This is a genomic window from Flaviramulus multivorans (assembly GCF_021728415.1).
Taxonomy (GTDB): domain Bacteria; phylum Bacteroidota; class Bacteroidia; order Flavobacteriales; family Flavobacteriaceae; genus Sabulilitoribacter; species Sabulilitoribacter multivorans.
On the sequence record NZ_JAKKDV010000001.1, the window covers coordinates 104,308 to 130,586 of the forward strand.

At 34.1% G+C, this 26,279-nt stretch carries 22 protein-coding genes and 2 riboswitches; of the genes, 1 reads left to right on the top strand and 21 read right to left on the bottom strand.

The window, feature by feature from the left end; translation table 11 throughout:
- The first annotated feature begins 2 nt into the window (after positions 1–2).
- Positions 3–1,190, top strand: a complete 1,188-nt coding sequence (locus tag L3X39_RS00525; RefSeq protein WP_237229417.1) for an acetate/propionate family kinase — start codon at positions 3–5, stop codon at positions 1,188–1,190.
- Here L3X39_RS00525 and L3X39_RS00530 read toward each other — a convergent pair.
- The 21 genes from L3X39_RS00530 to L3X39_RS00630 all read right to left on the bottom strand — a co-directional run bounded on the left by L3X39_RS00530 (position 1,176) and on the right by L3X39_RS00630 (position 26,160).
- A complete protein-coding gene (locus L3X39_RS00530) occupies positions 1,176–1,922 on the bottom strand; it encodes a head GIN domain-containing protein (protein ID WP_237229418.1) in 747 nt (248 codons plus the stop codon). The genes L3X39_RS00525 and L3X39_RS00530 overlap by 15 nt on opposite strands.
- A complete protein-coding gene (locus L3X39_RS00535; RefSeq protein WP_237229419.1) occupies positions 1,919–3,016 on the bottom strand; it encodes an acyloxyacyl hydrolase in 1,098 nt (365 codons plus the stop codon). The genes L3X39_RS00530 and L3X39_RS00535 overlap by 4 nt, the downstream gene beginning before the upstream one ends.
- Positions 3,017–3,053: 37 nt before the next feature.
- Positions 3,054–4,010 carry a methylenetetrahydrofolate reductase [NAD(P)H] gene (metF, locus tag L3X39_RS00540; protein ID WP_237229420.1) on the bottom strand — a complete coding sequence of 319 codons (957 nt, stop codon included), beginning with the start codon at positions 4,008–4,010 and terminating at the stop codon, positions 3,054–3,056.
- A 164-nt stretch (positions 4,011–4,174) separates the two neighbouring features.
- A complete protein-coding gene (locus tag L3X39_RS00545) occupies positions 4,175–4,408 on the bottom strand; it encodes a hypothetical protein (RefSeq protein ID WP_237229421.1) in 234 nt (77 codons plus the stop codon).
- 2 nt (positions 4,409–4,410) lie between these two features.
- Positions 4,411–7,086 carry a methionine synthase gene (gene metH / locus L3X39_RS00550; protein ID WP_237229422.1) on the bottom strand — a complete coding sequence of 892 codons (2,676 nt, stop codon included), beginning with the start codon at positions 7,084–7,086 and terminating at the stop codon, positions 4,411–4,413.
- A gap of 15 nt (positions 7,087–7,101) precedes the next feature.
- On the bottom strand, positions 7,102–8,115 hold the full coding sequence (locus L3X39_RS00555) for a homocysteine S-methyltransferase family protein (protein ID WP_237229423.1): 1,014 nt from the start codon (positions 8,113–8,115) through the stop codon (positions 7,102–7,104).
- Between the two features lie 50 nt (positions 8,116–8,165).
- A riboswitch (SAM riboswitch) is annotated at positions 8,166–8,298 on the bottom strand.
- Positions 8,299–8,346: 48 nt separating this feature from the next.
- Complete coding sequence (cysM, locus tag L3X39_RS00560) at positions 8,347–9,237, bottom strand: cysteine synthase CysM (RefSeq protein WP_237229424.1); 891 nt, start codon at positions 9,235–9,237, stop codon at positions 8,347–8,349.
- Positions 9,221–9,964, bottom strand: a complete 744-nt coding sequence (epsC, locus tag L3X39_RS00565) for a serine O-acetyltransferase EpsC (protein ID WP_237229425.1) — start codon at positions 9,962–9,964, stop codon at positions 9,221–9,223. Before epsC ends, cysM begins: the two co-directional genes overlap by 17 nt.
- Before the next feature lie 13 nt (positions 9,965–9,977).
- Entirely contained in the window at positions 9,978–11,030 is a 1,053-nt protein-coding gene (locus L3X39_RS00570; RefSeq protein WP_237229426.1) for an NAD(P)/FAD-dependent oxidoreductase, read from the bottom strand.
- Position 11,031: 1 nt separating this feature from the next.
- Positions 11,032–11,616: a precorrin-2 dehydrogenase/sirohydrochlorin ferrochelatase family protein gene (locus L3X39_RS00575; RefSeq protein ID WP_237229427.1), complete on the bottom strand. Its 585-nt coding sequence runs from the start codon at positions 11,614–11,616 to the stop codon at positions 11,032–11,034.
- 8 nt (positions 11,617–11,624) lie between these two features.
- Positions 11,625–12,380 carry a uroporphyrinogen-III C-methyltransferase gene (gene cobA / locus L3X39_RS00580; protein ID WP_237229428.1) on the bottom strand — a complete coding sequence of 252 codons (756 nt, stop codon included), beginning with the start codon at positions 12,378–12,380 and terminating at the stop codon, positions 11,625–11,627.
- A gap of 15 nt (positions 12,381–12,395) precedes the next feature.
- Positions 12,396–14,501, bottom strand: coding sequence for a ferredoxin-like domain-containing protein (locus L3X39_RS00585; protein ID WP_237229429.1), 2,106 nt, complete (start codon positions 14,499–14,501; stop codon positions 12,396–12,398).
- Between the two features lie 9 nt (positions 14,502–14,510).
- Positions 14,511–15,758, bottom strand: coding sequence for a sulfate adenylyltransferase subunit 1 (locus L3X39_RS00590; protein ID WP_237229430.1), 1,248 nt, complete (start codon positions 15,756–15,758; stop codon positions 14,511–14,513).
- 58 nt (positions 15,759–15,816) lie between these two features.
- Positions 15,817–16,722 carry a sulfate adenylyltransferase subunit CysD gene (gene cysD, locus L3X39_RS00595; protein ID WP_237229431.1) on the bottom strand — a complete coding sequence of 302 codons (906 nt, stop codon included), beginning with the start codon at positions 16,720–16,722 and terminating at the stop codon, positions 15,817–15,819.
- A 9-nt stretch (positions 16,723–16,731) separates the two neighbouring features.
- Positions 16,732–17,352 (bottom strand): phosphoadenosine phosphosulfate reductase domain-containing protein, encoded by a 621-nt coding sequence (locus tag L3X39_RS00600; protein WP_237229432.1) that lies wholly within the window; start codon positions 17,350–17,352, stop codon positions 16,732–16,734.
- Positions 17,352–17,645, bottom strand: a complete 294-nt coding sequence (locus L3X39_RS00605) for a DUF2061 domain-containing protein (protein WP_379840295.1) — start codon at positions 17,643–17,645, stop codon at positions 17,352–17,354. The genes L3X39_RS00600 and L3X39_RS00605 overlap by 1 nt, the downstream gene beginning before the upstream one ends.
- Before the next feature lie 194 nt (positions 17,646–17,839).
- Positions 17,840–18,253: an RrF2 family transcriptional regulator gene (locus tag L3X39_RS00610; protein ID WP_237229434.1), complete on the bottom strand. Its 414-nt coding sequence runs from the start codon at positions 18,251–18,253 to the stop codon at positions 17,840–17,842.
- Positions 18,254–18,347: 94 nt separating this feature from the next.
- Positions 18,348–19,520 carry a trans-sulfuration enzyme family protein gene (locus L3X39_RS00615; protein ID WP_237229435.1) on the bottom strand — a complete coding sequence of 391 codons (1,173 nt, stop codon included), beginning with the start codon at positions 19,518–19,520 and terminating at the stop codon, positions 18,348–18,350.
- Between the two features lie 82 nt (positions 19,521–19,602).
- Complete coding sequence (gene thrA / locus L3X39_RS00620; RefSeq protein ID WP_237229436.1) at positions 19,603–23,004, bottom strand: bifunctional aspartate kinase/homoserine dehydrogenase I; 3,402 nt, start codon at positions 23,002–23,004, stop codon at positions 19,603–19,605.
- 3 nt (positions 23,005–23,007) lie between these two features.
- Entirely contained in the window at positions 23,008–24,282 is a 1,275-nt protein-coding gene (locus L3X39_RS00625) for an O-acetylhomoserine aminocarboxypropyltransferase/cysteine synthase family protein (RefSeq protein ID WP_237229437.1), read from the bottom strand.
- A 113-nt stretch (positions 24,283–24,395) separates the two neighbouring features.
- Positions 24,396–24,513, bottom strand: a riboswitch (SAM riboswitch).
- A gap of 84 nt (positions 24,514–24,597) precedes the next feature.
- On the bottom strand, positions 24,598–26,160 hold the full coding sequence (locus L3X39_RS00630) for a hypothetical protein (protein WP_237229438.1): 1,563 nt from the start codon (positions 26,158–26,160) through the stop codon (positions 24,598–24,600).
- Between the last annotated feature and the right edge of the window lie 119 nt (positions 26,161–26,279).

Genomic DNA, 26,279 nt, shown 5'->3' on the forward strand with positions numbered 1-26,279 from the left:
TTATGCAAGTATTAGTTTTAAACTCTGGAAGTTCTTCTTTAAAATTTCAATTATTTCAGATGCCAGAAGAAACTATTCTTTGTTCTGGTTTAATTGAGCGTATTGGGTTTGATGATGCTATATTCAAATTCAAAACTGATAAAGACACCATTGAAATAGTTAAAGCTATCCCAAATCATAGAGTTGGGCTGGAATTACTATCAAAGCAATTATTAGATTCAAACACAGGCATTATCAAATCTGCCGATGCCATAAATATTGTAGGACATCGTGTGGTTCATGGCGGGAAACATTTTACCGCTACTACCGAAATTACTCCCGAAGTTAAAAGTAAAATTAAGGCACTTTCAAGTTTAGCCCCATTACATAATCCTGCTAATTTAGAAGGTATTGAAGTAGCGGAAGCCATATTTGTAAATGCAAAACAAGTAGCTGTTTTTGATACGGCGTTTCACCAGTCCATTCCAGAGCACGCGTACAAATATGCTATTCCAAATGAATATCTGGACAAACACAATATCCGTTTGTATGGATTTCATGGCACAAGCCATAAGTTCGTTTCAGAAAAAGCTATAGAGTTTTTAGAAAAAAAACATTCAAAAATTATTACTATTCACTTAGGAAATGGTTGTAGCATGACTGCTATTAAAGATGGAAAGAGTATTGACCACACACTTGGTTTTTCTCCTAATAACGGACTCATTATGGGCACACGTTCTGGAGATATCGATCAGTCAATAATATTTCATTTAGCAGAAAGATTTAATTATTCAATAAAAGATATAAATACCCTTTTACAAAAGAAAAGTGGTATGTTAGGCTTAACAGGATATAGTGATTTAAGAGATATTCAATCTGAAGCTGAAAAAGGTAATAAAGCATGCCAATTAGCTTTACAAATGAATGCTTATCGTATTAAAAAATACATTGGTAGTTATACAGCTGTTTTAAACGGTTTGGAAGCTATTATTTTTACCGCTGGAATAGGTGAGAATTCTATAGAAATGAGACGACTCATTTGCGAAGACATGGACTACTTAGGTATTACCTTAGATTTAGAAAAAAACCAAGTAAGACCAGATAAATTAACTATTGTAAGTACCGATACATCAAAAGTAAAAGTATTGGTCATTCCTACTAATGAAGAGTTGGAAATAGCAAAGCAGTCGGTAAATTTATTCAAAAATTAGTCGCCCTTTATATTGCTCTTCAACATCAACAATAGACGGTTGCCTTACAGCTATAACGTTTCCTGTTCCTGAAATTTTTCCGGTAATTGATTGTTGCGGATTTACAATCATATCATTAGAGCTTCTGTTCCAAATAACAACATTTTGAGCAATTAAATTTCTCCCTTCAAAACGACTTGTTCCAGCAGCAAATGTGATGTTTAAATTATTCGTTTCTCCAAATATCGCAGCACTAGATATATTATTAAAAACCAAAAGAAATGAATTATTGTTTATCTGTAAATTAAAATCTCCATTTGTAAAGGTGTCAGGAGCATTAAAATCTTCCGACAACACGGTTAAACTGGGATAGGTTAAAACGCCTTTAGAACTTACGGTATATTGCGAAGAACTTCTAATTTCAGTAATATTTGGCGATGTAATATATACTTTAGTAATACCATATTTACGTACATAATTGCAGGTGTTATTATCGGTTAATATTAGTTGATTATTTGAAACTATGGCACTTACATCATTCATTAAATTATTACCTGTTTCAATCAGTACTTTTTGATTGGAGCCTTCTTCAATTATCAATTCAATATCTCGATTTACCAATATTTTATCAAAACTGGAAACTACAACTTCCTTCTGTATAATGGAACCTGACTTTTGAAAACAATCTCCAGCTTTTTCGCTATCACACGCAAAAATGAAAAGTAAACCAAATATGTAAATTACCTTTTTCATAATCTTAAACCTATTCCAAACTCTACGGCTTCAGCCTTTGCACCATGCGATTTTAATGTTATTGCTCCAAACCATTTATCATAAAAATAACGCTTTAAGCCAATTCTAAAATAGGTTCGTCCTTCAAAATCAAAAGGATAATAGACGTAATACCCTAATTGTGTTTCAAAAGATGTTTTATTGAAGAACAACTCATGTCCTGCAAACACTCCAACTCGCTTATAGTCTTCGTTTCCCGAAACATTTTCTTCAGGAAACGAAACACTTTTATGATAAATAAGTTCTTTTAAAAAGTTTGAAAAAAACACATCGGTTCCTACCTGAAAAGCGCCTTTCCTATTAATGCGCTTATCAACATAACCAGAAAAGATATAAAATGGAAATTGCCCACTACCAACAACATCGCTTTCATTTACACCCGTTCTAAAAGCCAAATTATACTTAAAAGGCTGGGTGAATTTTTTATCATTTTCACCCAAAGTATATTGAAAATTAGGTTCTTCTTCATCCAAATTATAATTCACTCCTAAATTAAAGGTTATTGAGTTCACACTTGCATTAGGTGCTTTTACATTGGCATTTGAATAATGCAGTAGTGAGAATCCTGCTTGCAATCCAAAATTATTAAAAATGTGTTCCTTTTTATAATTAAGCATCACCAATGTGCTACTCATTATATTAGACCCAAAAGCAACATTTTTAAAATTCTTTTCTTTATGGTACGGGTTTGTTGTATAAGCCAACCCTTGGCCAATTCTAAACATTAAATGTCGTTTCAAAAAATAAAAATTGTAGTGCGCATACAGGGAAAAGTTATTACCTAAAACATCATTTTTTAAATCCTGATAAGCAAACGACAAGCCATAATCAGGGTAGTTGTAACGTTGTTCCCAATCGTTAAACCCATATGTTTTCTTATTCCATCCTAAAATAAAACCTTCAGGATGTCCTTTAATTAAGTGTAGAATATCATTATTATGTAAAGCTATATTTCCTTTAAAATAACTGAGATCAAAATAAGAGGTATGCTGCTTTTCTTGTGCAAAAGAAACACAATAACCAACTAAAAAAGCACCTAAAATTAATAACCTCATTAACAGATTTGCTTATTCAACAAATGTAATGGAATTATTAAAACAATTTTGAAGCTATGGCTTTTATGTTATCGCTTTTACCCATAGAGTAGTAATGAAGAACTGGAACACCAAAATCTTTCAATTCTTTCGATTGTTTTATCGCCCATTCAACACCCACTTGTCTAACAGCTTTATTGTCCTTGCATTTCTCAACTTCATTTATCAGTTCTTCGGGGATATCAATTTTAAAAACTTGTGGCAATAGCTGTAAATGACGTTTTACGGCAATAGGCTTAATCCCTGGAATGATAGGCACATTAATGCCTACTTCTCTCGCTTTTTTTACAAAATCAAAGAATTTTTGATTGTCGAAAAACATTTGTGTAACTACATAGTCTGCACCTGCATCTACTTTTTCTTTAAGGCGTTTTAAATCTGAATTTAATGAAGGTGCCTCCATATGCTTTTCCGGATAACCTGCTACACCTATACAGAAATTCGATTTATGGTCAGCTTCAATAACATCATGCAAATACTTACCACAGTTTAAATTTTGTATTTGTTCAACTAAATCCAAAGCAAACTTATTACCACCTTTTGATGGTTCAAAATATTTTTCATGGCTCATAGCATCACCACGTAACGCCATTACATTATTAATACCTAGATAATGACAATCAACTAATACATACTCGGTTTCCTCTTTGGTAAACCCACCACATAAAACATGAGGGATGGCATCTACATTGTATTTATGTTGAATAGATGCACAAATACCAACCGTCCCTGGGCGCATTCTTGTAATTTTTCTGTCTAAAAGTCCATCACCTTTATCAATATATACATACTCCTCTCGTGAAGTTGTAACATCAATAAAAGGAGGATTAAACTCCATTAAAGGATCAATGTTATCATATAATTCTTGTATGTTCCTTCCTTTTTGTGGTGGTATAATTTCAAACGAAAACAATGTTTTCCCGTTAGCTTTCTTAATGTGTTCCGTTACTTTCATTTATCCTGATTTTATTCAGTATTTATTTTTTTTATATGGCGTTACCCTTTGGGTCGCGCTTTTCGTTATATCTTTTTTTTGTTCTCGATACAAATTTGTTCATTTTTCACAAATTCACTCGAACTGACATCAAAAAAGGATGCCACTCCAATCACTAACGCGGACTAAACAAATGCTTTTTTAACCTCAGCAAAAGCCTCTTTATATTCCCAATAAATCCATCTTCCATCCACATAGTCCGTTAAAATGTATTTGTCACTTATTGATTTAATTCTAGAAACCGCTATAACCTTTTTTGAAAATGTATCCGAGTGTACATGCTCTAAAACTTCTTTATTCTTGTCATCATATCCGTGCGATATTACATAACTCCCTAAAGTTAATTCTATAAACTCCATATCTATTGTTCTGCAATATTTGGGTGCAACCACTTTCTAGCTTTCTCTTTCTCAATGCCTTTTCTTTTGGCATAATCCGTTACTTGATCGTCAGTAATTTTACCCAATCCAAAATATTTAGCCTCTGGATTGGCAAAATAATACCCAGAAACTGAAGCTGCAGGCCACATGGCTAAACTTTCGGTTAATTTTACACCAATTAGTTTTTCAACCTCTAACAATTCCCAAATAGTTTCCTTCTCTAAATGATCGGGACATGCAGGATATCCAGGTGCAGGACGAATGCCCTTGTAACTTTCTTTTATTAAATCCTCGTTGGTTAAATCTTCATTAGCAGCATAACCCCAATGTTTAGTTCGCACTTGCTTATGCAAATATTCTGCAAATGCTTCTGCAAATCTATCTGCTATGGCTTGCACCATAATAGCATTATAATCATCACCTTTTTTACGATAACTATCGGCTAATTCTTGTGCTCCAAAAATGGACACACAGAACGTGCCTATATAATCGGTTTTACCTGTTTCTTTAGGTACAATAAAATCTGCTAAAGCATGATTAGGAATGCCTTCACGTTTTTTTAATTGCTGACGAAGCGTTCTAAAAACGGCAACTTCATTCCCTTTTTTCTGAACCAAAATATCGTCATCATTTACACTATTTGCTTCAAATAATCCAAAAACAGCCTTTGGCTTTAACAATTGTTTCGAAATGATTTTCTGTACCATGTCTTTAGCATCATCAAACAACTGGATGGCCTGTTCTCCTACTACCTCATCTTTTAAAATATCTGGATATTTACCATGTAAATCCCAACTTCTAAAAAAAGGACTCCAATCGATAAATGGTTCTAACTCTTTTAAACTTAATTGTTTTAAAACTTGAACGCCTAATTCGTTTGGTTTTACAATTTCAGAAGTATCCCAATCAATTTTATATTTTCTATTTCTAGCTTCTTCAATCGAAATATATGATTTCTCTTTACCACGCTTTAAAAACTTGGTTCTAAATTCATCATAATCCTGCTTTAATTTAGCTGTATACTCGTGTTTGCCTTTCTTATTTAATAAATCGCCAACAACCGTTACAGCACGAGAAGCATCATTTACATGAACCACCGCATTTTTATATTGTGTATCTATCTTAACGGCAGTATGTGCTTTAGATGTCGTTGCCCCACCTATTAATAATGGAATTTCAAAATTCTGGCGTTGCATTTCTTTTGCTAAATACACCATTTCATCAAGCGATGGTGTAATTAAACCTGAAAGTCCTATGGCATCAACACGCTCTTTTATTGCTGTTTCAATAATTTTTTCAGGAGGTACCATCACCCCTAAATCTACAATTTCATAATTATTACAAGCTAAAACCACACTTACAATATTTTTACCAATATCATGGACATCTCCTTTTACCGTTGCCATTAAAATTTTACCAACAGGTTCTTGCTTATCGGTTTTTTCGGCTTCAATGAATGGGTTTAAGTAAGCCACAGCTTTTTTCATGACTCTAGCCGATTTTACAACTTGTGGCAAGAACATTTTTCCTGCTCCAAACAAATCACCTACTACATTCATCCCAATCATTAAGTGCCCTTCAATAACATCAATAGGTTTTTCAGCTTCTTGTCTTGCCTGTTCAATATCTTCAATAATAAAAGCATCAATCCCTTTTACTAAAGCATGGGTAATCCTGTCTTGTAGCGGATTTTCTCGCCAAGACAAGTCTGCTCCAGCCTCCTTTTTAGAGCCTTTTACGGTTTCGGCGAAATCTAATAAACGTTCGGTAGCATCATCACGTCTATCTAAAATAACATCTTCAACATGCTCCAATAAATCTTTTGGAATATCATCATAAACCTCCAGCAACGCAGGGTTTACAATACCCATATTCATACCTGCTTGAATGGCGTGGTATAAAAATACCGAGTGCATCGCTTCACGAACCCCATCATTCCCTCTAAATGAAAACGACACGTTACTTACGCCACCACTCACACTTACATTTGGTAAATTTTCGCGAACCCAACGTGTAGCTTCAATAAAATCTATGGCATTTTTCCGGTGTTCTTCCATGCCTGTTGCTACAGGAAATATATTTAAATCGAAAATAATATCTTCAGATGGAAAACCGACTTTGTTCACTAAAATATCATACGATCGTTTCGCTATTTCTATTCTTCGCTCGTAATTATCGGCTTGTCCTACTTCATCAAAAGCCATCACAATAACAGCAGCTCCATAGCGCTTAATTTGTTTAGCTTCCCAGATAAATTTCTCTTCACCTTCTTTTAACGAAATGGAATTAACCACACATTTTCCTTGCACCACTTGTAGGCCTGCCTCTATAATTTCCCATTTCGAGCTGTCAATCATAATAGGAACCCGACAAATATCTGGTTCTGCAGCAATAAGGTTTAAAAACCTTACCATAGCTTCTTTACCATCAATAAGTCCGTCGTCAAAATTGATATCAATTATTTGTGCTCCCCCATCAACTTGATGACGTGCAATATCTAAAGCTTCATCAAATTTCTCTTCTTTAATTAGTCGTAAAAATTTTCTAGAACCCGCAACGTTAGTTCGTTCACCCACATTTATGAAATTGCTATTCTCGTTTAAAACCAAAGGCTCTAAGCCAGATAATTTCATGTATTTCGTTTGTTTTACTTTCATTTCTCTAACTTCATTCTAGTGAGATACTGAAGCAAGTTCAGCATGACGACGTGGTTTGTATTTTGCTGCTATGTTCGCAATTACTCGAATATGTTCAGGACTTGTTCCACAGCAACCTCCTATAATATTGATTAAATCCTTCTTCAAATATTCTTCAATTTGCTCTCCCATCTCTTCTGGAGTTTCATCATATGCTCCAAAGGCATTTGGTAATCCTGCATTAGGATGAGCAGAAATTGCAAAATCGGTTTTATTGGCAATGGCTTCCAAATGAGGTTGTAACAAATTAGCTCCTAAAGCACAATTAAATCCTATGGATAGCAATGGAATATGTGAAACTGAAATCAAAAAAGCTTCAGCAGTTTGACCTGATAAGGTTCTTCCTGATGCATCGGTAATCGTTCCACTTAACATAATTGGAATATCAATTTCTCTTTCCTCTTTCACCTCTTCAATTGCAAATAGTGCCGCTTTAGCATTAAGTGTATCAAATACAGTTTCAACTAAAAGTACATCAACACCACCATCAACTAAGGCTTCAACTTGTTGCTTGTATGCAATTCTTAATTCATCAAAAGTTACGGCTCGATATCCAGGATCGTTTACATCGGGCGACATGCTAGCAGTTCGGTTTGTTGGTCCAATAGACCCCGCCACAAATCTCGGTTTATGAGGTTCTTTAACCGTAAATTCATTAGCGACTTCTTTAGCAATTTTAGCCGACTGAAAATTAAGCTCATAAACCAAATCTTCCATTTGATAATCTGCCATTGCTATGGTTGTTCCAGAAAACGTGTTAGTTTCAACAATATCTGCTCCAGCTTGAAAATACTTTGCATGTATTTCCTTTATGGCCTGTGGTTGAGTAATTGACAATAAATCGTTATTACCTTGTAGTGGCGTAGGATACTCTTTAAACCGTTCCCCTCTAAAGTCGGTTTCAGTAAATTTATAGGCTTGCAACATAGTACCCATAGCACCATCGAGCACTAAAATACGTTCTTGTAAAGCTTGTTTTATGTTTGACATTTATGATATTTTATATCTACATGTCATCAAGAAAAGTTGGAAAACACTTTTCGTTATCTTTCTGCTCTTTGATTAGTTCCTGAAATAAATTAAGGACAAGCAGTAGAATTTAGCACCTTCTTTAAAGTTAAAGGGTTGCCAAGGTTTCAACGGGTCTATTCCCTCTACCTTTCTTGATAACAATATTAATACGTTTATGAACTAGTAAACAAAAGTACTAACTATATTTATTTATTCAAACAAAGTAGAAGATAAATATCTATCTCCTCTATCACAAATAATAGCTACAATGACACCTTCATTAATTTGCGCTGCAATTTGCAATGCACAAAACACAGAACCACCACTGCTCATACCAGCAAAAACACCTTCTTCTTTTGCTAATCTTTGGGTCATTGCTTTAGCTTCGTCTTCAGTTACCTCAACAACTTGGTCTACTCGATTTTTATCGAAAAACTTTGGCACATATTCTGGTGACCACTTTCTTATACCAGGTATTCTTGAATTATCATCTGGTTGTGCACCAACAATTATAATGTTTTTATTTTTTTCCTTTAAATAGGTTGAAACGCCCGTTACGGTTCCTGTGGTTCCCATGGCCGATACAAAATGGGTTATTTTACCTTGTGTACCTTCCCAAATCTCAGGACCTGTAGTTTTATAATGGGCTTTCCAGTTATCGTCGTTTTCAAATTGATTTAAAAGTGTATATCCTTTTTCGTCTCTTAATTTAAAAGCTAAATCTCGAGAACCCTCTATACCAATATCCGCAGGCGTTAATATAACCTCAGCGCCATAGGCACGCATTGTTTTTACGCGTTCCTCTGTGGAGTTTTCAGGCATTATTAAAATCATATTTAAACCTAACAGCTTTGAAATAAAAGCTAAAGCAATTCCCGTATTTCCACTCGTAGCTTCAACCAAAGTTCCTCCTTTTTTTATGTCGCCTCGCTTTAAGGCTTCATTAATCATGTTAAAAGCAGGACGGTCTTTTACGCTACCTCCAGGATTATTGCCTTCTAATTTTAAAAACAATTTCACACCTTTTTTATTGATGAGATGTGTGGCTTCAACTAAAGGCGTATTTCCTATTTGACCAATTATACTATTCTCGAATCCCATTCTTTTTTGGTCTGATTTTAATTTCTGTTTGATAGGTAACTAAAGAGTTTTCTGGAACAGACTGGGTTATCCAAACGTTAGCTCCAATGATACTATTTGCGCCAATAACAATATCACCACCTAGGATAGTAGCATTCGCGTAAATACATACATTATCTTCAATGGTTGGATGTCTTTTTACCTTGGCTAAATCTTTAGAAACCTGTATTCCTCCTAAGGTTACCCCTTGGTAAATTTTAACGTTGTTCTTAATAATGGAGGTTTCTCCAATTACAATTCCTGTACCGTGATCAATAAAAAATGATTCTCCTATGGTTGCTCCTGGATGGATATCTATACCCGTAATACCGTGAATATATTCCGTCATCATTCTTGGAAGAATATGAATATTCAGTTTATAAAGTTCATGACTCAATCTGTAAATTGAAATAGCATGAAATCCTGGATATGCTAAATAAATTTCTTCTAAACAATTTGATGCAGGATCGTTTCGCTCAAAGGCAATAGCATCTAAATCTAACTTCTTTCTTATCTGAGGAAGTTCGTCTTTAAATGTTGCCCAAGTTTGTTCGCCGTTTTCGATATTTAAAGCAGAAAGTATTTCGAGAAATGTATTTTCCAAATAATTGCTATGCGCCTCTTCTTGTTCACAATCAAACAACGAGTAAAACAATCTTTTTGTAAAGGTTTTAACGGTGTCTTTTAAGCAAACATTATAACTTTTCACAGATTATTTATTTCTAATTAATTGCTTGAACTACTGCTTTTGGTGCTTCTTTACGTGTGCCATCAAATCCGTCAATTCCACTAACTGTTGTATATTTTAGAACATACTTTTTACCTGGATTGATGATTCGATAAGCTGCTTGACACATTAATGTTGCCTCGTGGAATCCGCACAAAATTAACTTTAATTTTTCTGGATAAGTGTTCACATCACCAATAGCAAAAACACCTGGAATATTGGTTTGATAGTTTAAAGAATTATCAACCTTTATGGCATTTTTCTCTATTTCTAGTCCCCAATTTCCAATAGGTCCTAATTTTGGTGACAAACCAAATAATGGTATAAAATGATCGGTTTCCAACCTAGTTACTTCGCCATCTTTTGTTACGCTTACTGATTCAATTTTTCCATCGCCATGTAAATCGGTAACCTCTGCAGGTGTAATTAATTTTATTTTATTTAGCAGTGTTAATTCCCTAACTTTTTCAACAGAATCTAAAGCACCTCTAAACTCATTTCTACGGTGAATTAAAGTTACTTCAGAAGCCACATCAGATAAAAATATACTCCAGTCTAGTGCAGAATCACCTCCGCCAGATATTACAACTCTTTTATCTCTATAAATTTCTGGGTCTTTTATAATATATTCTACCCCTTTATCTTCATATTCTGGAATGGCATCAATTGTAGGCTTTCTAGGTTCAAAAGAACCTAAACCACCCGCAATAGCAACTACAGGTGCGTGATGTTTTGTGCCTTTATTGGTTGTTACAATAAAAGACCCATCGTCTTGTTTCTCTATAGTTTCAGCACGTTCACCTAATGTAAAACCCGGTTCAAATTGTTTCCCTTGCTCCAACAAATTCCTTGTTAAATCTCCAGCTAAAATTTCAGGAAAACCAGGAATATCATAGATGGGTTTTTTTGGATAAATTTCTGAACATTGACCACCTGGTTGGGGTAATGCATCAATTAAATGACATTTTAGTTTTAATAATCCTGCTTCAAAAACTGTAAATAATCCAGTTGGTCCTGCCCCTATGATGAGTATATCTGTTTTAATCATACTATGATTCTCTTTTTGCAATTAATCCTTTGGTAAATTCGTTTAAGGTTTCTACTTTTTCCTCGAAATCACCTTTTATCGTTTTTCTATATTCGTTTAAATTTTTAACCAAATCGTCTACATTTTCAGGAATTACATCCTCAAAAAACTGACGCAAACGTTTGGCCGTTGTTGGCGATTTTCCATTTGTTGAAATCGCTACTTTCACATTACCTTTTGTTACGATTCCTCCCATATAAAAATCACAATATGGAGGGTTATCGGCTACATTAACCAAAATACTTTGTTTTCGGCAATGCTTATAAACTTTTACATTTATTTCAGGAACATCAGTCGTTGCCACAACTATATGCTTTCCTTTTAAATATTTTTTACTGTACGTATCCTTTATCAAGGTAACATTTCCTTTTTTAGCTAAAGATAAAGTATCTTCTCTAAACATTGGTGATACTATTGTTACACAAGCATCTGGACTCGATTTTAAAAGAAAGTGTAATTTTTCCTCCGCAACATAACCGCCTCCTACAATAAGTATATTAAGGTTGTTTGTTTTTAAAAAAATTGGATATAAATTATTTCTTTCCATAAAGTTTATCAAGCTCTAACTACTTCGTTGTAAATAGAGTTTAAAATTACGCGTTCTTTTACAACCTCACCAATTACAATTATAGCAGGGTTTGCCAACTGTTTTTCTTCAACTACATCGCAAATGTTGTCTATGGTGCTAATACCGACTTTTTCATCTGTAGTTGTCCCGTTTTGAATTACGGCAACTGCAGTATCTTGCTTATTTTCTTTAGAAAAAATCCGAACTATTTCTGGCAATTTACTCATACCCATAAGGATAACAACCGTAGCCGTGGATTTAGCCGCTAATGCAACATCTGATGATAATTGATGGTTTTTAGTTGTTCCGGTGATAACCCAAAAGCTTTCTGAAGCACCGCGTTTGGTTAATGGAATTCCTTGATATGCTGGTACTGCCATGGATGATGAAATTCCAGGAACTACAAAAGTTTCCAAACCAAATTCACGCACATAATCAATCTCTTCTGCGCCACGGCCAAAAATAAATGGATCGCCGCCTTTTAAGCGCACGACATGCCCTTTTTCGTTGGCTTTAGCAACAATAAGTTCGTTGATTTGTTCCTGTTGAAATGCATAACACCCTTTACGTTTCCCTACAAAGATAAGTTCGGCTTCTTTTGAAGCATAACCTAAAAGTTCTTCGTTTATTAGCGCATCGTATAAGATTACGTTAGCTTCTTTAATCGCTCTTATAGCTTTAAGTGTGATTAATTCGGCATCGCCTGGACCTGCACCAACAACTGTTAATTTTGGGGTAATCATAATTATTTCTTTTAACTAAACTGCCTTCTTTTGAATCGCAATCGTATCAGCCTCTCTATAGACTTTTACCTTTGCTAGAAATTCGTTAGCATTATCAATATATTTAGATGCAAAATCTTTAGTTGGTGCAAATTTATTAATTTGATATATCAATTCTGTAAAAGAAGTCCCTAAATCCATATTCCCCGTAGCTACAAACAGCTCATCAAACTGACTAATAATACCTGCATGTGTATTTGTTTTTTTGTTCTCAGCCAATAATAACGCTTTCGCCGAATTAACCAGAGAACTATAAGCATGATAAATAGCACTTGAATATACCTTATTGTTGAATGCTTCTTTAGCATTATCAATTTTTTCTTCGCTTTCTAAAAACAACGTCGCAATCAAATCGATAACCACACCTGCACACTCGCCAATACCAATTTCTTTCACATATTCTTCGGTTGTTCCCCAATCAATAAAATCATCTTGTGTTAAATTAGTAACATCTTGTAAATCATTTAACAAATCATAAAAATAACGTTCACCGGTTACTTTATAATAATCTACAAACGACTTTCCGTTAGCATTAGCTTCGTAATCATTTAAAATTCTGCGTAATGCTTCCGGTCCTCTTTTACTCGGTACTTTCACAACTTTATCGGCAAACAAACCATTTCCGTCTCCTAAGTTCCCGCCACCAAGCAATACTTGTAAAGCTGGTGCAACCAATTTATCTGGAGTACGAACCGACATTCCTTGGAAACCAATATTCGCCATGTTGTGTTGCCCACATGCATTCATACAACCGCTGATTTTAATAACTACATCGTCATTTTTTAAATACTGAGGATATTCAGCTTTTAAAACACGCTCTAACTCATCAGCAATTCCTGTACTACTTGCGATTCCTAAATTACAAGTATCAGTTCCAGGGCAAGCTGTAATATCAACAGCTTTATTATAACCGGCTTCTACAAAACCTAATTTCTCTAATTCATTGTAGAAAAACGGCACTAAATCTTCTTTTACAAAAGGAATCACGATATTTTGACGAAGTGATAAGCGAATTTCACCTGCTGCGTAATTTTCAACTAAATCAGCCAACAAACGTGCTTTATCTGTATAAAAATCTCCTAAAAGAACTTTAATACCTATAGCAACATAGCCTTCTTGCTTTTGAGGAATTAAGTTTGTAGACTTCCACAACTCAAAAGCCTTTTCATCTTTAATTTCAACTTGAGGTGCTTCAACCGAAACTGGTTTTGATACTTCATATGCATCGGCATCAATAGGCACCGATTTAAGTTCGATAGCATTTTGTTCTTCGTCAACCAACTTTATAAAAGCTTCTAAACCTATATCTTTTATTAAGAATTTCATACGTGCTTTAGCACGACTCTTACGCTCTCCATGACGGTCAAAAATTCTTAAAACACCTTCCATTACTGGAATAATTTTATCGGTTTCAATAAAATCGTATAATACATCGGCATGACGAGGTTGTGAACCTAATCCACCACCAATCATCACTTTAAAACCACGAACTCCGTTTTGAATTTTGGCAATAAAACCTAAATCATGCATGTAAGACAAACCCGTATCTTCATCTGAAGAAGAAAAAGATACCTTAAATTTACGTCCCATTTCTTGACAAATAGGGTTCCTTAAGAAGAAACGAAACATAGCATCTGCATAAGGCGACACATCAAAAGGTTCATTAGGATCAATCCCAGCTAACTCTGAAGCTGTAATATTTCTAACCGTGTTACCACAAGCTTCTCTTAGTGTAACATCGTCACGCTCTAATTCTGCCCAAAGTTCTGGGGTTCTATTTAAATCGACATAATGAATTTGAATATCCTGACGTGTTGTTATATGTAAACGACCTCTTGAATATTCATCAGAAACATCCGATATTCTTCGTAGTTGCTTGCTTTTTACTTTTCCGTAAGGCAATTTTATACGAATCATTTGTACGCCTTCTTGACGTTGACCGTAAACACCTCGTGCTAAACGTAAGCTTCTAAATTTCTCTTCGTCTATTTTTCCCTTGTGAAAAAGCTCAATTTTATTGGCTAATTCAATAATGTCTTTTTCTACAACTGGGTTTTCTATTTCTGTTCTAAAACTTTGCATAATCCTTTTTTATTGAATAAAGCCTGCACCTACGGTGTTATTATTTTGTGTATCGATAAGAATAAATGACCCATTTGTTCTATGGTTTTTAAACTGATCGTAAAAAATTGGTTTGTTTAATTTGAAGGTTACAGAAGCAATATCATTCATACCCAATTCACTAACATGTTTCTCAATCCCAGAATAATCAGGGTGAATTTTATGATTGATTCTATCAACCTTTGCCAACACTTTATTTACGCCATGTTGCACAACATATTTACCACCAATTGTTAAATGATCTGAATCCATCCAACAAACATTCGCAGTAAACTGCTTATCAATAGTTGGTAAATCGCCCTCTTTAACTATCATATCACCACGACTAACATTGATGTCGTTTTCTAAAGTAATTGTAACTGATGAACGTCTAGAAGCTGTTTCATACTTCTGATCGTAAACGTAGATATCTTTAATTTTTGATCTCGTTTTTGAAGGCAATACAATTATGTTGTCTCCAACACTTAACTCACCTCCATATACTTTTCCTGCATAACCTCTAAAATCATGAAACTCTTCAGTTTTAGGACGAATAACGTATTGCACTGGGAAGCGTGGTGTACCCACATTATAAATATCTTTTTTATCTAAATTCTCCAAATGTTCCAATAATGATTCACCAGTATACCAAGGCATATTATCAGATCGGTTAACAACATTATCACCTTTTAAAGCACTTACAGGGATAAATGTTATTTTTTGATCTTGGTAATCGCGTTTACTCATTAATTCAGAAAAATCTGCCTTAATTTTATTGTAAACATCTTCCGCATAGTCAACTAAATCCATTTTATTAATAGCAACTACTATATCTTTAATGCGTAATAAATTATTGATAAAGAAATGACGATTGGTTTGCTCAATCACTCCTTTTCTAGCATCAATTAAAATGATTGATGCCTGTGATGTTGAAGCGCCCGTAACCATGTTTCTAGTATATTCAACATGACCAGGAGTATCAGCAATAATGTAACTTTTCTTTTTAGTTGAAAAATAAATATGTGCAACATCAATAGTAATTCCTTGTTCTCTTTCAGCAACTAAGCCATCTGTAGCTAACGAAAAGTCTAAATAATCGTATCCACGTTGTTTACTCGTTTTTTCGATTGCTTCTAACTTATCGGTAGTTAATGATTTTGTATCATAAAGAATTCGCCCTATTAAGGTGCTTTTCCCATCGTCGACACTTCCCGCTGTTGCTATTTTTAATACTTCCATTTTATATAATAACCTTCGATGAAGAAGGACTGTTTTTTAAATTAGTAATTTGTTGTTATTAGAAATACCCTTGTTGCTTACGCTTCTCCATTGCAGCTTCTGAACGCTTGTCATCTATTCGAGCGCCTCGTTCCGAAATGGTACTTTCTCGAATCTCTTCCACCACCTTAGTAATGGTTGTAGCATCCGATAAAACAGCTGCCGTACAACTCATATCACCTACAGTTCTAAAACGCACTAACTCTTCTACAATCTCTTCATGTGCATCGCGGTAAACTACCTCATCATCGGCAGACCAAATCATACCGTCTCTTAAAAACACTTTACGTTTATGTGCAAAATAGATGGATGGAATTTCAATATTTTCCTTTTCGATATAAGACCAAACATCTAGTTCTGTCCAGTTTGAAATAGGGAACACACGTACATTTTGCCCATGTTCAATGTCTCCATTCAACATATCGAATAACTCCGGACGCTGGTTTTTTTCATCCCATTGGCCAAAATCGTCACGTACGGAAAAAATACGTTCTTTCGCTCGTGCCTTTTCTTCATCACGACGGGCACCACCAATACATGCATCAAACTTAAATTCTTCAATAGCATCTAAAAGCGTTGTGGTTTGCAACATATTTCTGCTTGCATAGCGCCCTGATTCTTCTTTAACTTTACCTTCATCAATAGAGTCCTGAACATTACGTACAATTAGCTCTAACCCTAATTCTTTACACAAACGGTCTCTAAACTCGATAGTTTCAGGGAAATTGTGTCCTGTATCAATATGCATTAATGGAAAAGGTACTTTAGCAGGATAGAATGCCTTAACAGCTAATCGTACTAATGTAATTGAATCTTTTCCTCCTGAAAATAACAACACTGGTTTTTCAAATTGTGCTGCTACTTCTCTCATGATGTAAATGGCTTCGTTTTCTAACGAATTAATATGTGATGTATCTTTCTTCATAATATTTTATTAAGCGTGTAAACCACACTCTCTGTTTTCTAAAGCTTTAGTTGGGTCGAAATATTTAAATTCGTTTGGTAAGTTATGCTCCGCTAAATAAGTATCTAATTTTTCATCAGACCAATAGTAAAACGGACTCACTTTTAAAACACCGTCTTTACTTACACTAAAAATACCGATGCTGTCTCTAAAAGCTGTTTGCCCTTGACGCAAATTTGTAAACCATACATTTGGTTTATGCTCCTTCATAGCTCTTTTAAAAGGCTCTAGTTTTACTTGCTCGGTAAATAAAGCATGCTCTGGTGCATCAATACTTGGGATTCCCAAAACAACATCGCGATGAGCAGACGTTTGTTTAGGAACGTATAAAAAGATGTTTAAATCTAAATTTTTAATCACCGTTTCTGCATGTCGGTAGGTTTGTGGTGTATTATAACCTGTATCGCACCAAATAACAGGGATTTTAGATTCTACTTTACTTACAGCATGTAAAATAGCCGCTTCATATGGTCTAAAATTTGTTGTAACTACCGCCTTATTATTAAGCTGGAAAGCTTTTTTTATAATATCGATAGGCGATGCGTTTTTATACTGTGAATTTAATTCGTTTATAGTGTTTTGATCTATCATTACTTTCCCCATTTAATATTATTCCAAGCACGTTCATGAAAGAAATACAGCACCATTTTTGTTACTAATTCAACCAATCCAATAGAAAATGCCAACGCCAAGGTTCCTGTTATTAACCAAGAAATCAAAACAGTATCTAAAGTTCCTACTATTCTCCAACTTATAGTTTTAGCAATACTACGCTTAACTCTTTCCTTTGGTTCCTCTTTAGTTTTTAATATTTTTTCTTCAGACGCACTGTCAATGCTAATTACTTTCACGTCTTTATTAAGTACTTTTTCTTCCTTCTCAATTCTATTTAAAACCGTATCAATAATCATTTTAATTGAATTTTACATTAATCCTATCGATTTAATAGGAATTACAAATATAAAACATATAATTAAAGTACAAACAGTATTAACAATTTTTTAGAATAATGGAATTTTTTTAAGATGAACTGAAGAAAATATCAAGAAATACGGATTATTTTAATAAATTCTCAGTGTTATTTACTCGATAAATCGGCAAGTGTGGTATTTCTAAATACTTGAAGTGTGCTATCGCGTACTTGAATCATGAGTTTGTGAACACTACAGGCATGTTCATCTACACAATCATCACACTTTTCATAAAAGTTTAAACTTACACATGGCACCATAGCAATTGGTCCTTCTAAAACACGCATTACTTCGGTCATTAAAATTTCTGATGGCTCTTTTCTTAAATAATAACCACCATGTTTCCCCTTTTTAGAACCCAAAAAGCCTGCTTTTCTTAAGGTAAGTAATATGCTTTCTAAAAATTTTTGCGGTATTTGTTCGCTTTTGGCAATTTCGCCCACTTGCACAGGTATTTCGTCTTTACTTCTTGCAATGTAAGTAAGTGCTTTTAAGCCGTATTTTGTTTTTTTAGATAGCATGATGCTAATATAGGTATTTTAGGAAAAGTTATATATATCTTGAAATATTTAAAAAATGAAGATAAAGGCTTCTAAAAAAACAACAATTATCTACCTACCCTAAAGCCTGCTTTAAATCTTCAATAACATCATTGACGTGTTCTAAACCAACAGATACTCGTACCATACCATCGCTAATACCTGCAGCTGCTTTTACTTCTGGTTCCACCTTTGCATGAGTGGTACTCGCAGGATGCGTTACAATAGTTCTGGTATCTCCTAAATTAGCAGATAGTGAACACATTTTTATAGCATCGATAAATTTACGACCTTCCTCAATACCTCCTTTTACCTCAAAAGCCACAATATTACCACCTAATTTCATTTGCTTTTTAGCCACTTCGTACTGAGGATGCGACTTTAAAAAAGGATATTTAACCCATTTCACCTTAGGATGAGATTCTAAATAGGTTGCCAATTTTAAAGCATTTTCACAATGCCTATCTACTCTTACAGCAAGGGTTTCTAGAGATTTCGACAACACCCAAGCATTAAACGGACTCATTGATGGCCCTGTTAATCTTGAGAACAAATAAATCTCTCGAATTAATTCCTCCTTACCCACAGTAACACCACCTAACACACGTCCTTGTCCATCCATTAATTTGGTTGCAGAATGTATCACCAAATCTGCCCCAAATTTTATAGGGTTTTGCAAATATGGCGTTGCAAAGCAATTATCAATCACCAATAATAGATTGTGTTTTTTACAAATAGCACTCAAGGCTTCTAAATCTAAAACATCCACACCAGGATTAGTCGGTGTTTCAGCATAAATACATTTCGTATTTGGTTTTATTAAACTTTCTATCTTTTCAACTTCATTGATGTTGAAATAAGAACACTCAATATTCCACTTTGGAAAGTATTTGGTAAACAAACCGTGCGTTGCTCCAAACACAGAACTACATGATACTACGTGATCTCCGGCATCTAGTAAAGTAGCGAATGTAGAAAACACAGCAGCCATTCCGCTAGCAAACGCAAAACCTGCTTCGGCACCTTCCATCAAACACACTTTATCTACAAACTCATTAACATTAGGGTTGCTATATCTACTGTATAAATCGCGCTGCTTTTCTTCAGCGAATGAGGCTCTCATTTCTTCAGCATCATCAAAAACAAACCCTGATGTTAAATATAAGGGTACAGAATGCTCTGAAAACTGTGTGGTTTCAGACTGGGTTCTTATAGCTTCTGTTTCAAAATGTTTTTTATTCTTATTCATTTTTAATTTTATAGATTACCCCCTTCGCGAGAATGGTAGTTTCAATTGAAACCTAAAAGCTAAACTTTTAGGAATCGCTTTTTCAATTTATATGTTTTGACAACCTCAAAATATCTCCAAAAACACCACGTGCGGTAACTTCTGACCCTGCTCCAGCACCTTGTATAACAATAGGTTGTTCGCCATAGCTCTCTGTAAATATTTCAAAAATCGCATCGCTTCCTTTTACATGACCTAAGGTACTATCTTCAGGAATAGATACTAATTTTACCTCTAAATTTCCTTTATCTTGAGATAAATCACCTGATAAATCGCCCACATAACGCAACACATATCCTTCTTTTTGTTGGTCTTTTATCTTTTGATATTGTTCGTCTAAAACCTCCAACTGACTTAAAAAAGAATCCACCGAAATGTTTTGATATGCTTCAGGAATTAAATTTTGCACTGATACGTCTTCAAATTCATTTTGCAAATCTAACTCTCTTGCCAAAATTAACAATTTTCTAGCCACATCATTTCCTGAAAAATCTTCACGTGGGTCTGGTTCCGTAAACCCCTTATCAATCGTTTCTTTAATTATAGCACTAAATGGCTTATCCTGTACTGAAAAATTATTAAACAAATAACTTAAAGTGCCTGAAAAAACACCGCGAATTCTCGTTATATTTTCTCCAGATTCATGCAATAATTTAATAGTATCAATCAACGGCAAACCGGCACCAACTGTGGTTTCGTACAAATATTGTTTGTTGTGCTCTTTTAGTTGAGCGCGTAATTCTGCATAAAAATTGTGTGAAATAGTATTAGCTATTTTATTGGATGACACCAAATCAAAACCAGCTTCCACTAACGGAATATAGTTTTCGTAAAACGTTGAACTTGCTGTATTATCAACAGCAATTAAGTTTTCTAAATGATGCGTTTTTGCAAAGGCAATAATATCTTCAATATTAGTTTCAGTAGATGTTGACTGAATTTCTTTTTGCCAATTTTTATTTACCCCTTTTTTATTTAGTAGGAGTTTCTTTGAGTTTGAGATAACGAACACATTAAGGTTAATGCCTTTACGCTTTTCAATCTCATCTTTTGATTTTAAAATCTGATTGATTAAAGCACCACCTACTAAACCATGACCGAAAATCGCGATGTTGATTTTTTTAGAAATTCCGAATATTTCACCATGAATCACATTCATTGCTTTATGCAACTGGCTCTTTCTAACTACCAAACTTACGTTTCGTCCTGTAACCGTGTTATTGAATAGCAATGGCGTGATTTGATTTCTAATAAGTGCATTGAATGGTTTATGAAACGAACTCAATTCAATACCAATAATTGAAATAACCGATACATCGTCAATCACATCAATTTTATTGACATCTTGCGAATAAAAATCGTTTTCAAATTCTCGCTCCAAGGCGATAACTGCTTGTGTTGCTTTGTCCGCATCAATAATAAGCCCGATACCACGCTCCGAAGAACCTTGTGAAATGATGCTTACACTAATATCTTTATGAGCCAAAGCACTAAAAATTCGGGCATCAACACCTATTTTACCCAACAACCCGCGCCCTTCTAAATTTAAAAGCGCCACATTATCTAAAACCGATAAGGATGTTACTTCTTTTGAGCTTGGTTTTGCAGTAATTAAAGTACCCTCATCGTCGGGATTAAAGGTGTTTAAAATACGAAGGTTAATGTTTTTCTCAACTAAAGGAATGATGGTTTTAGCATGTAAAACAGTCGTACCAAAATTGGCTAATTCATTAGCTTCGCTAAACGACAACTCTCTTATTTTTTGAGCGTCTTCTACAAAATCTGGATTTGCAGTATAAATACCACTTACATGCGTATAATTCTGTAATTCTTCAGCATCTAAATAATTGGCTAATAAAGCGGCGGTATAATTACTTCCGTTTCTTCCTAAGGTTGTTGTTTCGTTTTCAGAGTTTGACGCAATAAACCCAGTTACAATGTTAATAGTATCGTTATTACTTTCTTTGAAATATCGTTTAACATTATCTTTTGAAAGCTGAGTGATAGGGTGTGCATTTCCAAAATTCCCGTCAGTTTTTATCAGGCTTCTTGTATCTGTAGCTTTGGCTTTTATACCTTTTTTATTCAGTAATTCTGAAACCAATTTAACCGAAAGCAATTCGCCTTGAGCTAAAATTTCATCCTTAGTTTTTTTACTAAAATCACGCAATAAACTAACCCCTTCAAACAACCTCTCTAATCTTGAAAATTCTTCCGAAAAATCAATGGATGGTAAAGGCGCCCTTTGATATGCTTTAAAAGCTTCAAAATCTTCTTTAAAATCCTTTCCTCGATGTGCTTTATTTAAAATAGCTTCGAGTTCATCGGTTGATTTACCACGAGCAGACACCACTATCGAAATCTTTTCACCAGCACTCACTTTATTTTCGATGATTGAAATAACTTTATTCAATCCTTCTCCATTAGCCAAAGATTTGCCTCCAAACTTTATTACTTTCATTCTTTTCTTTTTAGAATCTGGCACAAAAATGCCTTCTATTATTTTTTCTAATTGCTCGTATTCCATTAAAAACGCATCGTGCCCGTGTACCGATTGTATTTCATTGTATGTAACATTGGCATGCGTAACCGCTAATTGTTTATGGGTTTGCCTATTTTCTTCTGCTGTAAAAAATAAATCCGAATCCACACCAATAATATGGATGTTTGATTCTATGCCTTCTAGCACATTCAAATCAGCTTTTCGATTTTTGGTAACATCAATAGTTTTTAAAAGCTGATTCATTAATTTATAAGCGGATAACTGAAATCGCTCTTGCAGTTTTTTACCATGATGTAACAACCAACTTTCAACATTAAAAATTTCTGAATCTTCGTTTTTTGAACGCTGAAAACGCTCTTTAAAAGACTCCGGTGTGCGGTAACACAACATAGCATGCATACGCGCATCATGTACAGGGTTCTTTGAATTTAAAAGAAATTGTTCCTGAATTTGACAGTTAGCAATCAACCAATCAGTCGATTTCCAATCAGTGGCTACAGGTATTAAATGTTCAGTGAAATTTGGTTTTAACACCGCCATTTCCCATGCGATACCACCACCTAACGAACCTCCAATGGTTGCAAACACCTTATCAATATCAAGTGTTTTTAAACCAGTTAAAAAAATGCTCGCCACATCTCGTGCCACAAAATCTTTGTAGTTTTCTATAACAAAACCATCAAACCCATTTCCTGGAATATTAAATGCTAAAACCGTGTAAAGCTTCGTGTCAATAACCTTATCATCTCCCACTAAATCTTTCCACCATCCATCTTCACCAGCAACATTACTATTACCGGTTAATGCGTGATTAACTAAAACAACTGGTGCCGTACCTAAAGTTTTACCAAAAGTTTGATAACTTAACTTTATTTCAGGAATTAGCACTTTACTCTCGGTTGTAAAGTCTTTTAAAATAATATGTTGCAAATTGTGCTTCAATGTTTAAATTTTACTAAAAGCAGCTTTTAAATCAGCTTTTAAATCGTCCAAATCTTCAATTCCAACAGATAATCGAATTAAATCTGCTGACACTCCTGCAGATGCTTGTTCATCCTCATTCAATTGCTGGTGTGTTGTGCTTGCAGGGTGAATGATTAATGACTTGGTATCTCCAATATTAGCTAATAACGAAAATAGTTTTGTCTCATCGGCAATAGTTTTAGCCGCATCAAATCCGCCTTTAGCACCAAAAGTAACAATACCACTTTTACCATTAGGCAAATACTTATCTGCTAAGGTTTTGTATTTACTGCTCTTTAATCCTGGATAATTAACCCATGCTACTTCGTCTTGCCCTTCTAACCATTTTGCTAATGCTAAAGCATTCTCGCTATGTTGTTTAATCCTTACTGATAAGGTCTCCAATCCTTGTATGATGTTAAAAGCGTTTGTTGGACTTAAAGCCCCTCCAAAATCCCGTAATCCTTCCAAAATTAATTTAAAAGTATAGGATGCAGCACCTAAGGTCTCGTAATATTTTAATCCGTGATATCCTGCTGAAGGCTCTGTAAACTCAGGGAATTTTCCATTACTCCAATCAAAATTTCCGCCATCAATTATAGCACCACCAAGTGAATTTCCTTGCCCTCCTATATATTTAGTTAACGAATGAATAACAATATTAGCTCCATGCTTTATTGGATTTAATAAGGCAGGAGTAGCCACCGTATTATCAACAATAAAAGGCACACCCGCTGCTTTGGAATGTTTAGCAATGGCTTCAATATCTAAAACATCTAGTTTTGGGTTTCCTAACGATTCTACAAAAAACGCCCGTGTATTATCTTTTACTGCAGCTGCAAAGTTATCTGGGTTATCTGCATCAACAAATGTTGTTGTAATTCCTAATCTAGGTAATGTAACTTTTAATAAATTATAGGTACCTCCATATAAACTGCTTGATGCTACAATATGGTCGCCCGCTTTTAATAGCGTTAATAATCCTGTAGAAATAGCTGCAGTACCCGATGCAAAAACAACGGCTCCTATACCACCCTCGATGGCAGCTAAACGCTCTTGTAAAATTTGATTGGTTGGATTATTTAAACGTGTGTAAATAAAACCTAATTCTTGAAGTGAAAATAGATTTGCCGCATGATCGGAATTGTTAAATACATAAGACGTTGTTTGATAAATAGGAACTGCTCTAGTTCCTCCTGTTGCAGTTACATCATGACCAGCGTGTAACGCATTTGTAGCTAATTTTTGTGTACTCATTTTTCTAAGTTTTTGAATTAATAAATTAAACCAAAAGCCAAATGCACCAAAAAGGTGTACTTATATAGAAAAATGTTAAAAAGAAAAATAAAATTACTAAAAGCAATTTCGTTTGGTTATCTATCTAAAACTTAAAAATTCAAGTTTTGAGTAGAATTTAGCACCTTCTTTACAGGTAAAGGGTTGCTAAGGTTTCACAGGGTCTAATCCCTCCGCCTTTCTTGATAACATCTCAATAAGTGTTTGAACTTTGTGAATGCAAATATTCGGTTAGAAAAAGTTAATATCCAAATTTTTTAAGGAAAAATTTCAACTTTATGCTCTATCACTCGTATTAGAATGTGTTTCCTCAAATTTATTTCGAATGATTAAGTCGATAGGTTGGTTTTCTATTTTTGATTCTAACCATGAAATAATATCTAAGTAAAGAAACGCCCGACTTTGATATGGGTCGTTTTCAAATTCTTTTAATTTTTTATGAAGTTTTATAAACTCGTCCTTAACTTCATGCGGATAGATATCGCCCAAGCCTCTTAAGAATTTGATGAATTCTTTCTGCACTTCGTACAAATCTTCCATTTTAATTAAAAACTTAAACGTGCTTTTAATTAGTGATTCTAAATTATAATCTAAACCAGCTTCGTAGTGCGCCACTAAATTTAAAATTCTTGAAAAACACAACAAATCCTCGCGCATTTGCAACGATTTATTACTGATTATTTTCTCTAAATATTGAATACATTTTCGATGTTCGCCTGCACCAAAATACATACTTGCTATTTTATAATAAAATACCATAACATGATGTTCATCAATACGGTCTCTATATTTTTTCAGGCGTTCTAAAACCTCATCAATTAATGGCAATCCCTTTTTAAAACTTCCTTCAATAAAGTGTAAGTTGAATTTATTATTATAAATGTATAAAAAGGCTAAGCCTTCAATATTATCATCAATAGGGAACCATTTTTCCTTAGTAACTTTTTCCAATCTTGATAAGGCATGTTTAAACTTTTTGTATTGTCTTAAATAAAACAAGGCTTCAAGCAAATAATGATTTCCTCTTAAAAAAAATACGGGGTTTAAAATAATTTGATCTTTATTATCATAAAATAAATCAACCCATTTGGACGCATATTTATAGCACGACAAAAAATCAACCGTTAAAAAGCTGTACCATAAATACGACTTGTAAAGCCAAAGTTTTTCTCGAAACCCTAGTTTATTGATGTCATATTTTGGTAATCGGTCATTAAAATATTTGGTTATTACTTTATGCTCTTCATCATTTTTTACATAGCCTGTTTTTAAAAAAAGACCATACAATTGAAGCGATAAATTTGATAGTTTACTAGCCAAAACATTTTGTAAACTTAAGTCTCTTGCTTGAATGGTTAACTCATCTGCCCTATTGCTTAAACTTCTGGTGATGTATTGAGATTCAATGATTTTTTCAAGCTCTACAATTTCATAAGCAACGTTTTTTTCTTCGTTGGCAATGGCTAAACTTTTGGCTTTATCTAATATTTTTAAACTCTGTTTGTAAAGCCCTTTATGGTATAAAATAGTCGCAAAGTCGAGCTGTTCTCTTATCTGTATTCTAATATTTTGATGCGATGGATTTAAACGTAAGCTAATTAATATTTGCTTGTACAAATGTGCTTTTAAGTTTGATAATTGCTGCTTTTTTACAATGCCTTTTTTTAAAATAGTAGCTTCATCATAAACCGAAAGTTTATCAAGAATATTAAACAGCGTTAAAAACTTAGAGTCCTCATTAACCCCTAATCTACCTACATAAAGCTTGAATTGCCTTTTTTCTGACTTAGACAACGACTTTACCAACACAAACAAATTATCTTTTTGCTCTCTTGTCATAGTTACAAAAACAATATTAAAATATTGATTTTCAAGTTTTTAAACCAATTATCACATAGTTAAACATCGTAATAATATAATGTCTAATTCTGTTTTTACGAAACCAAAATATACATTCG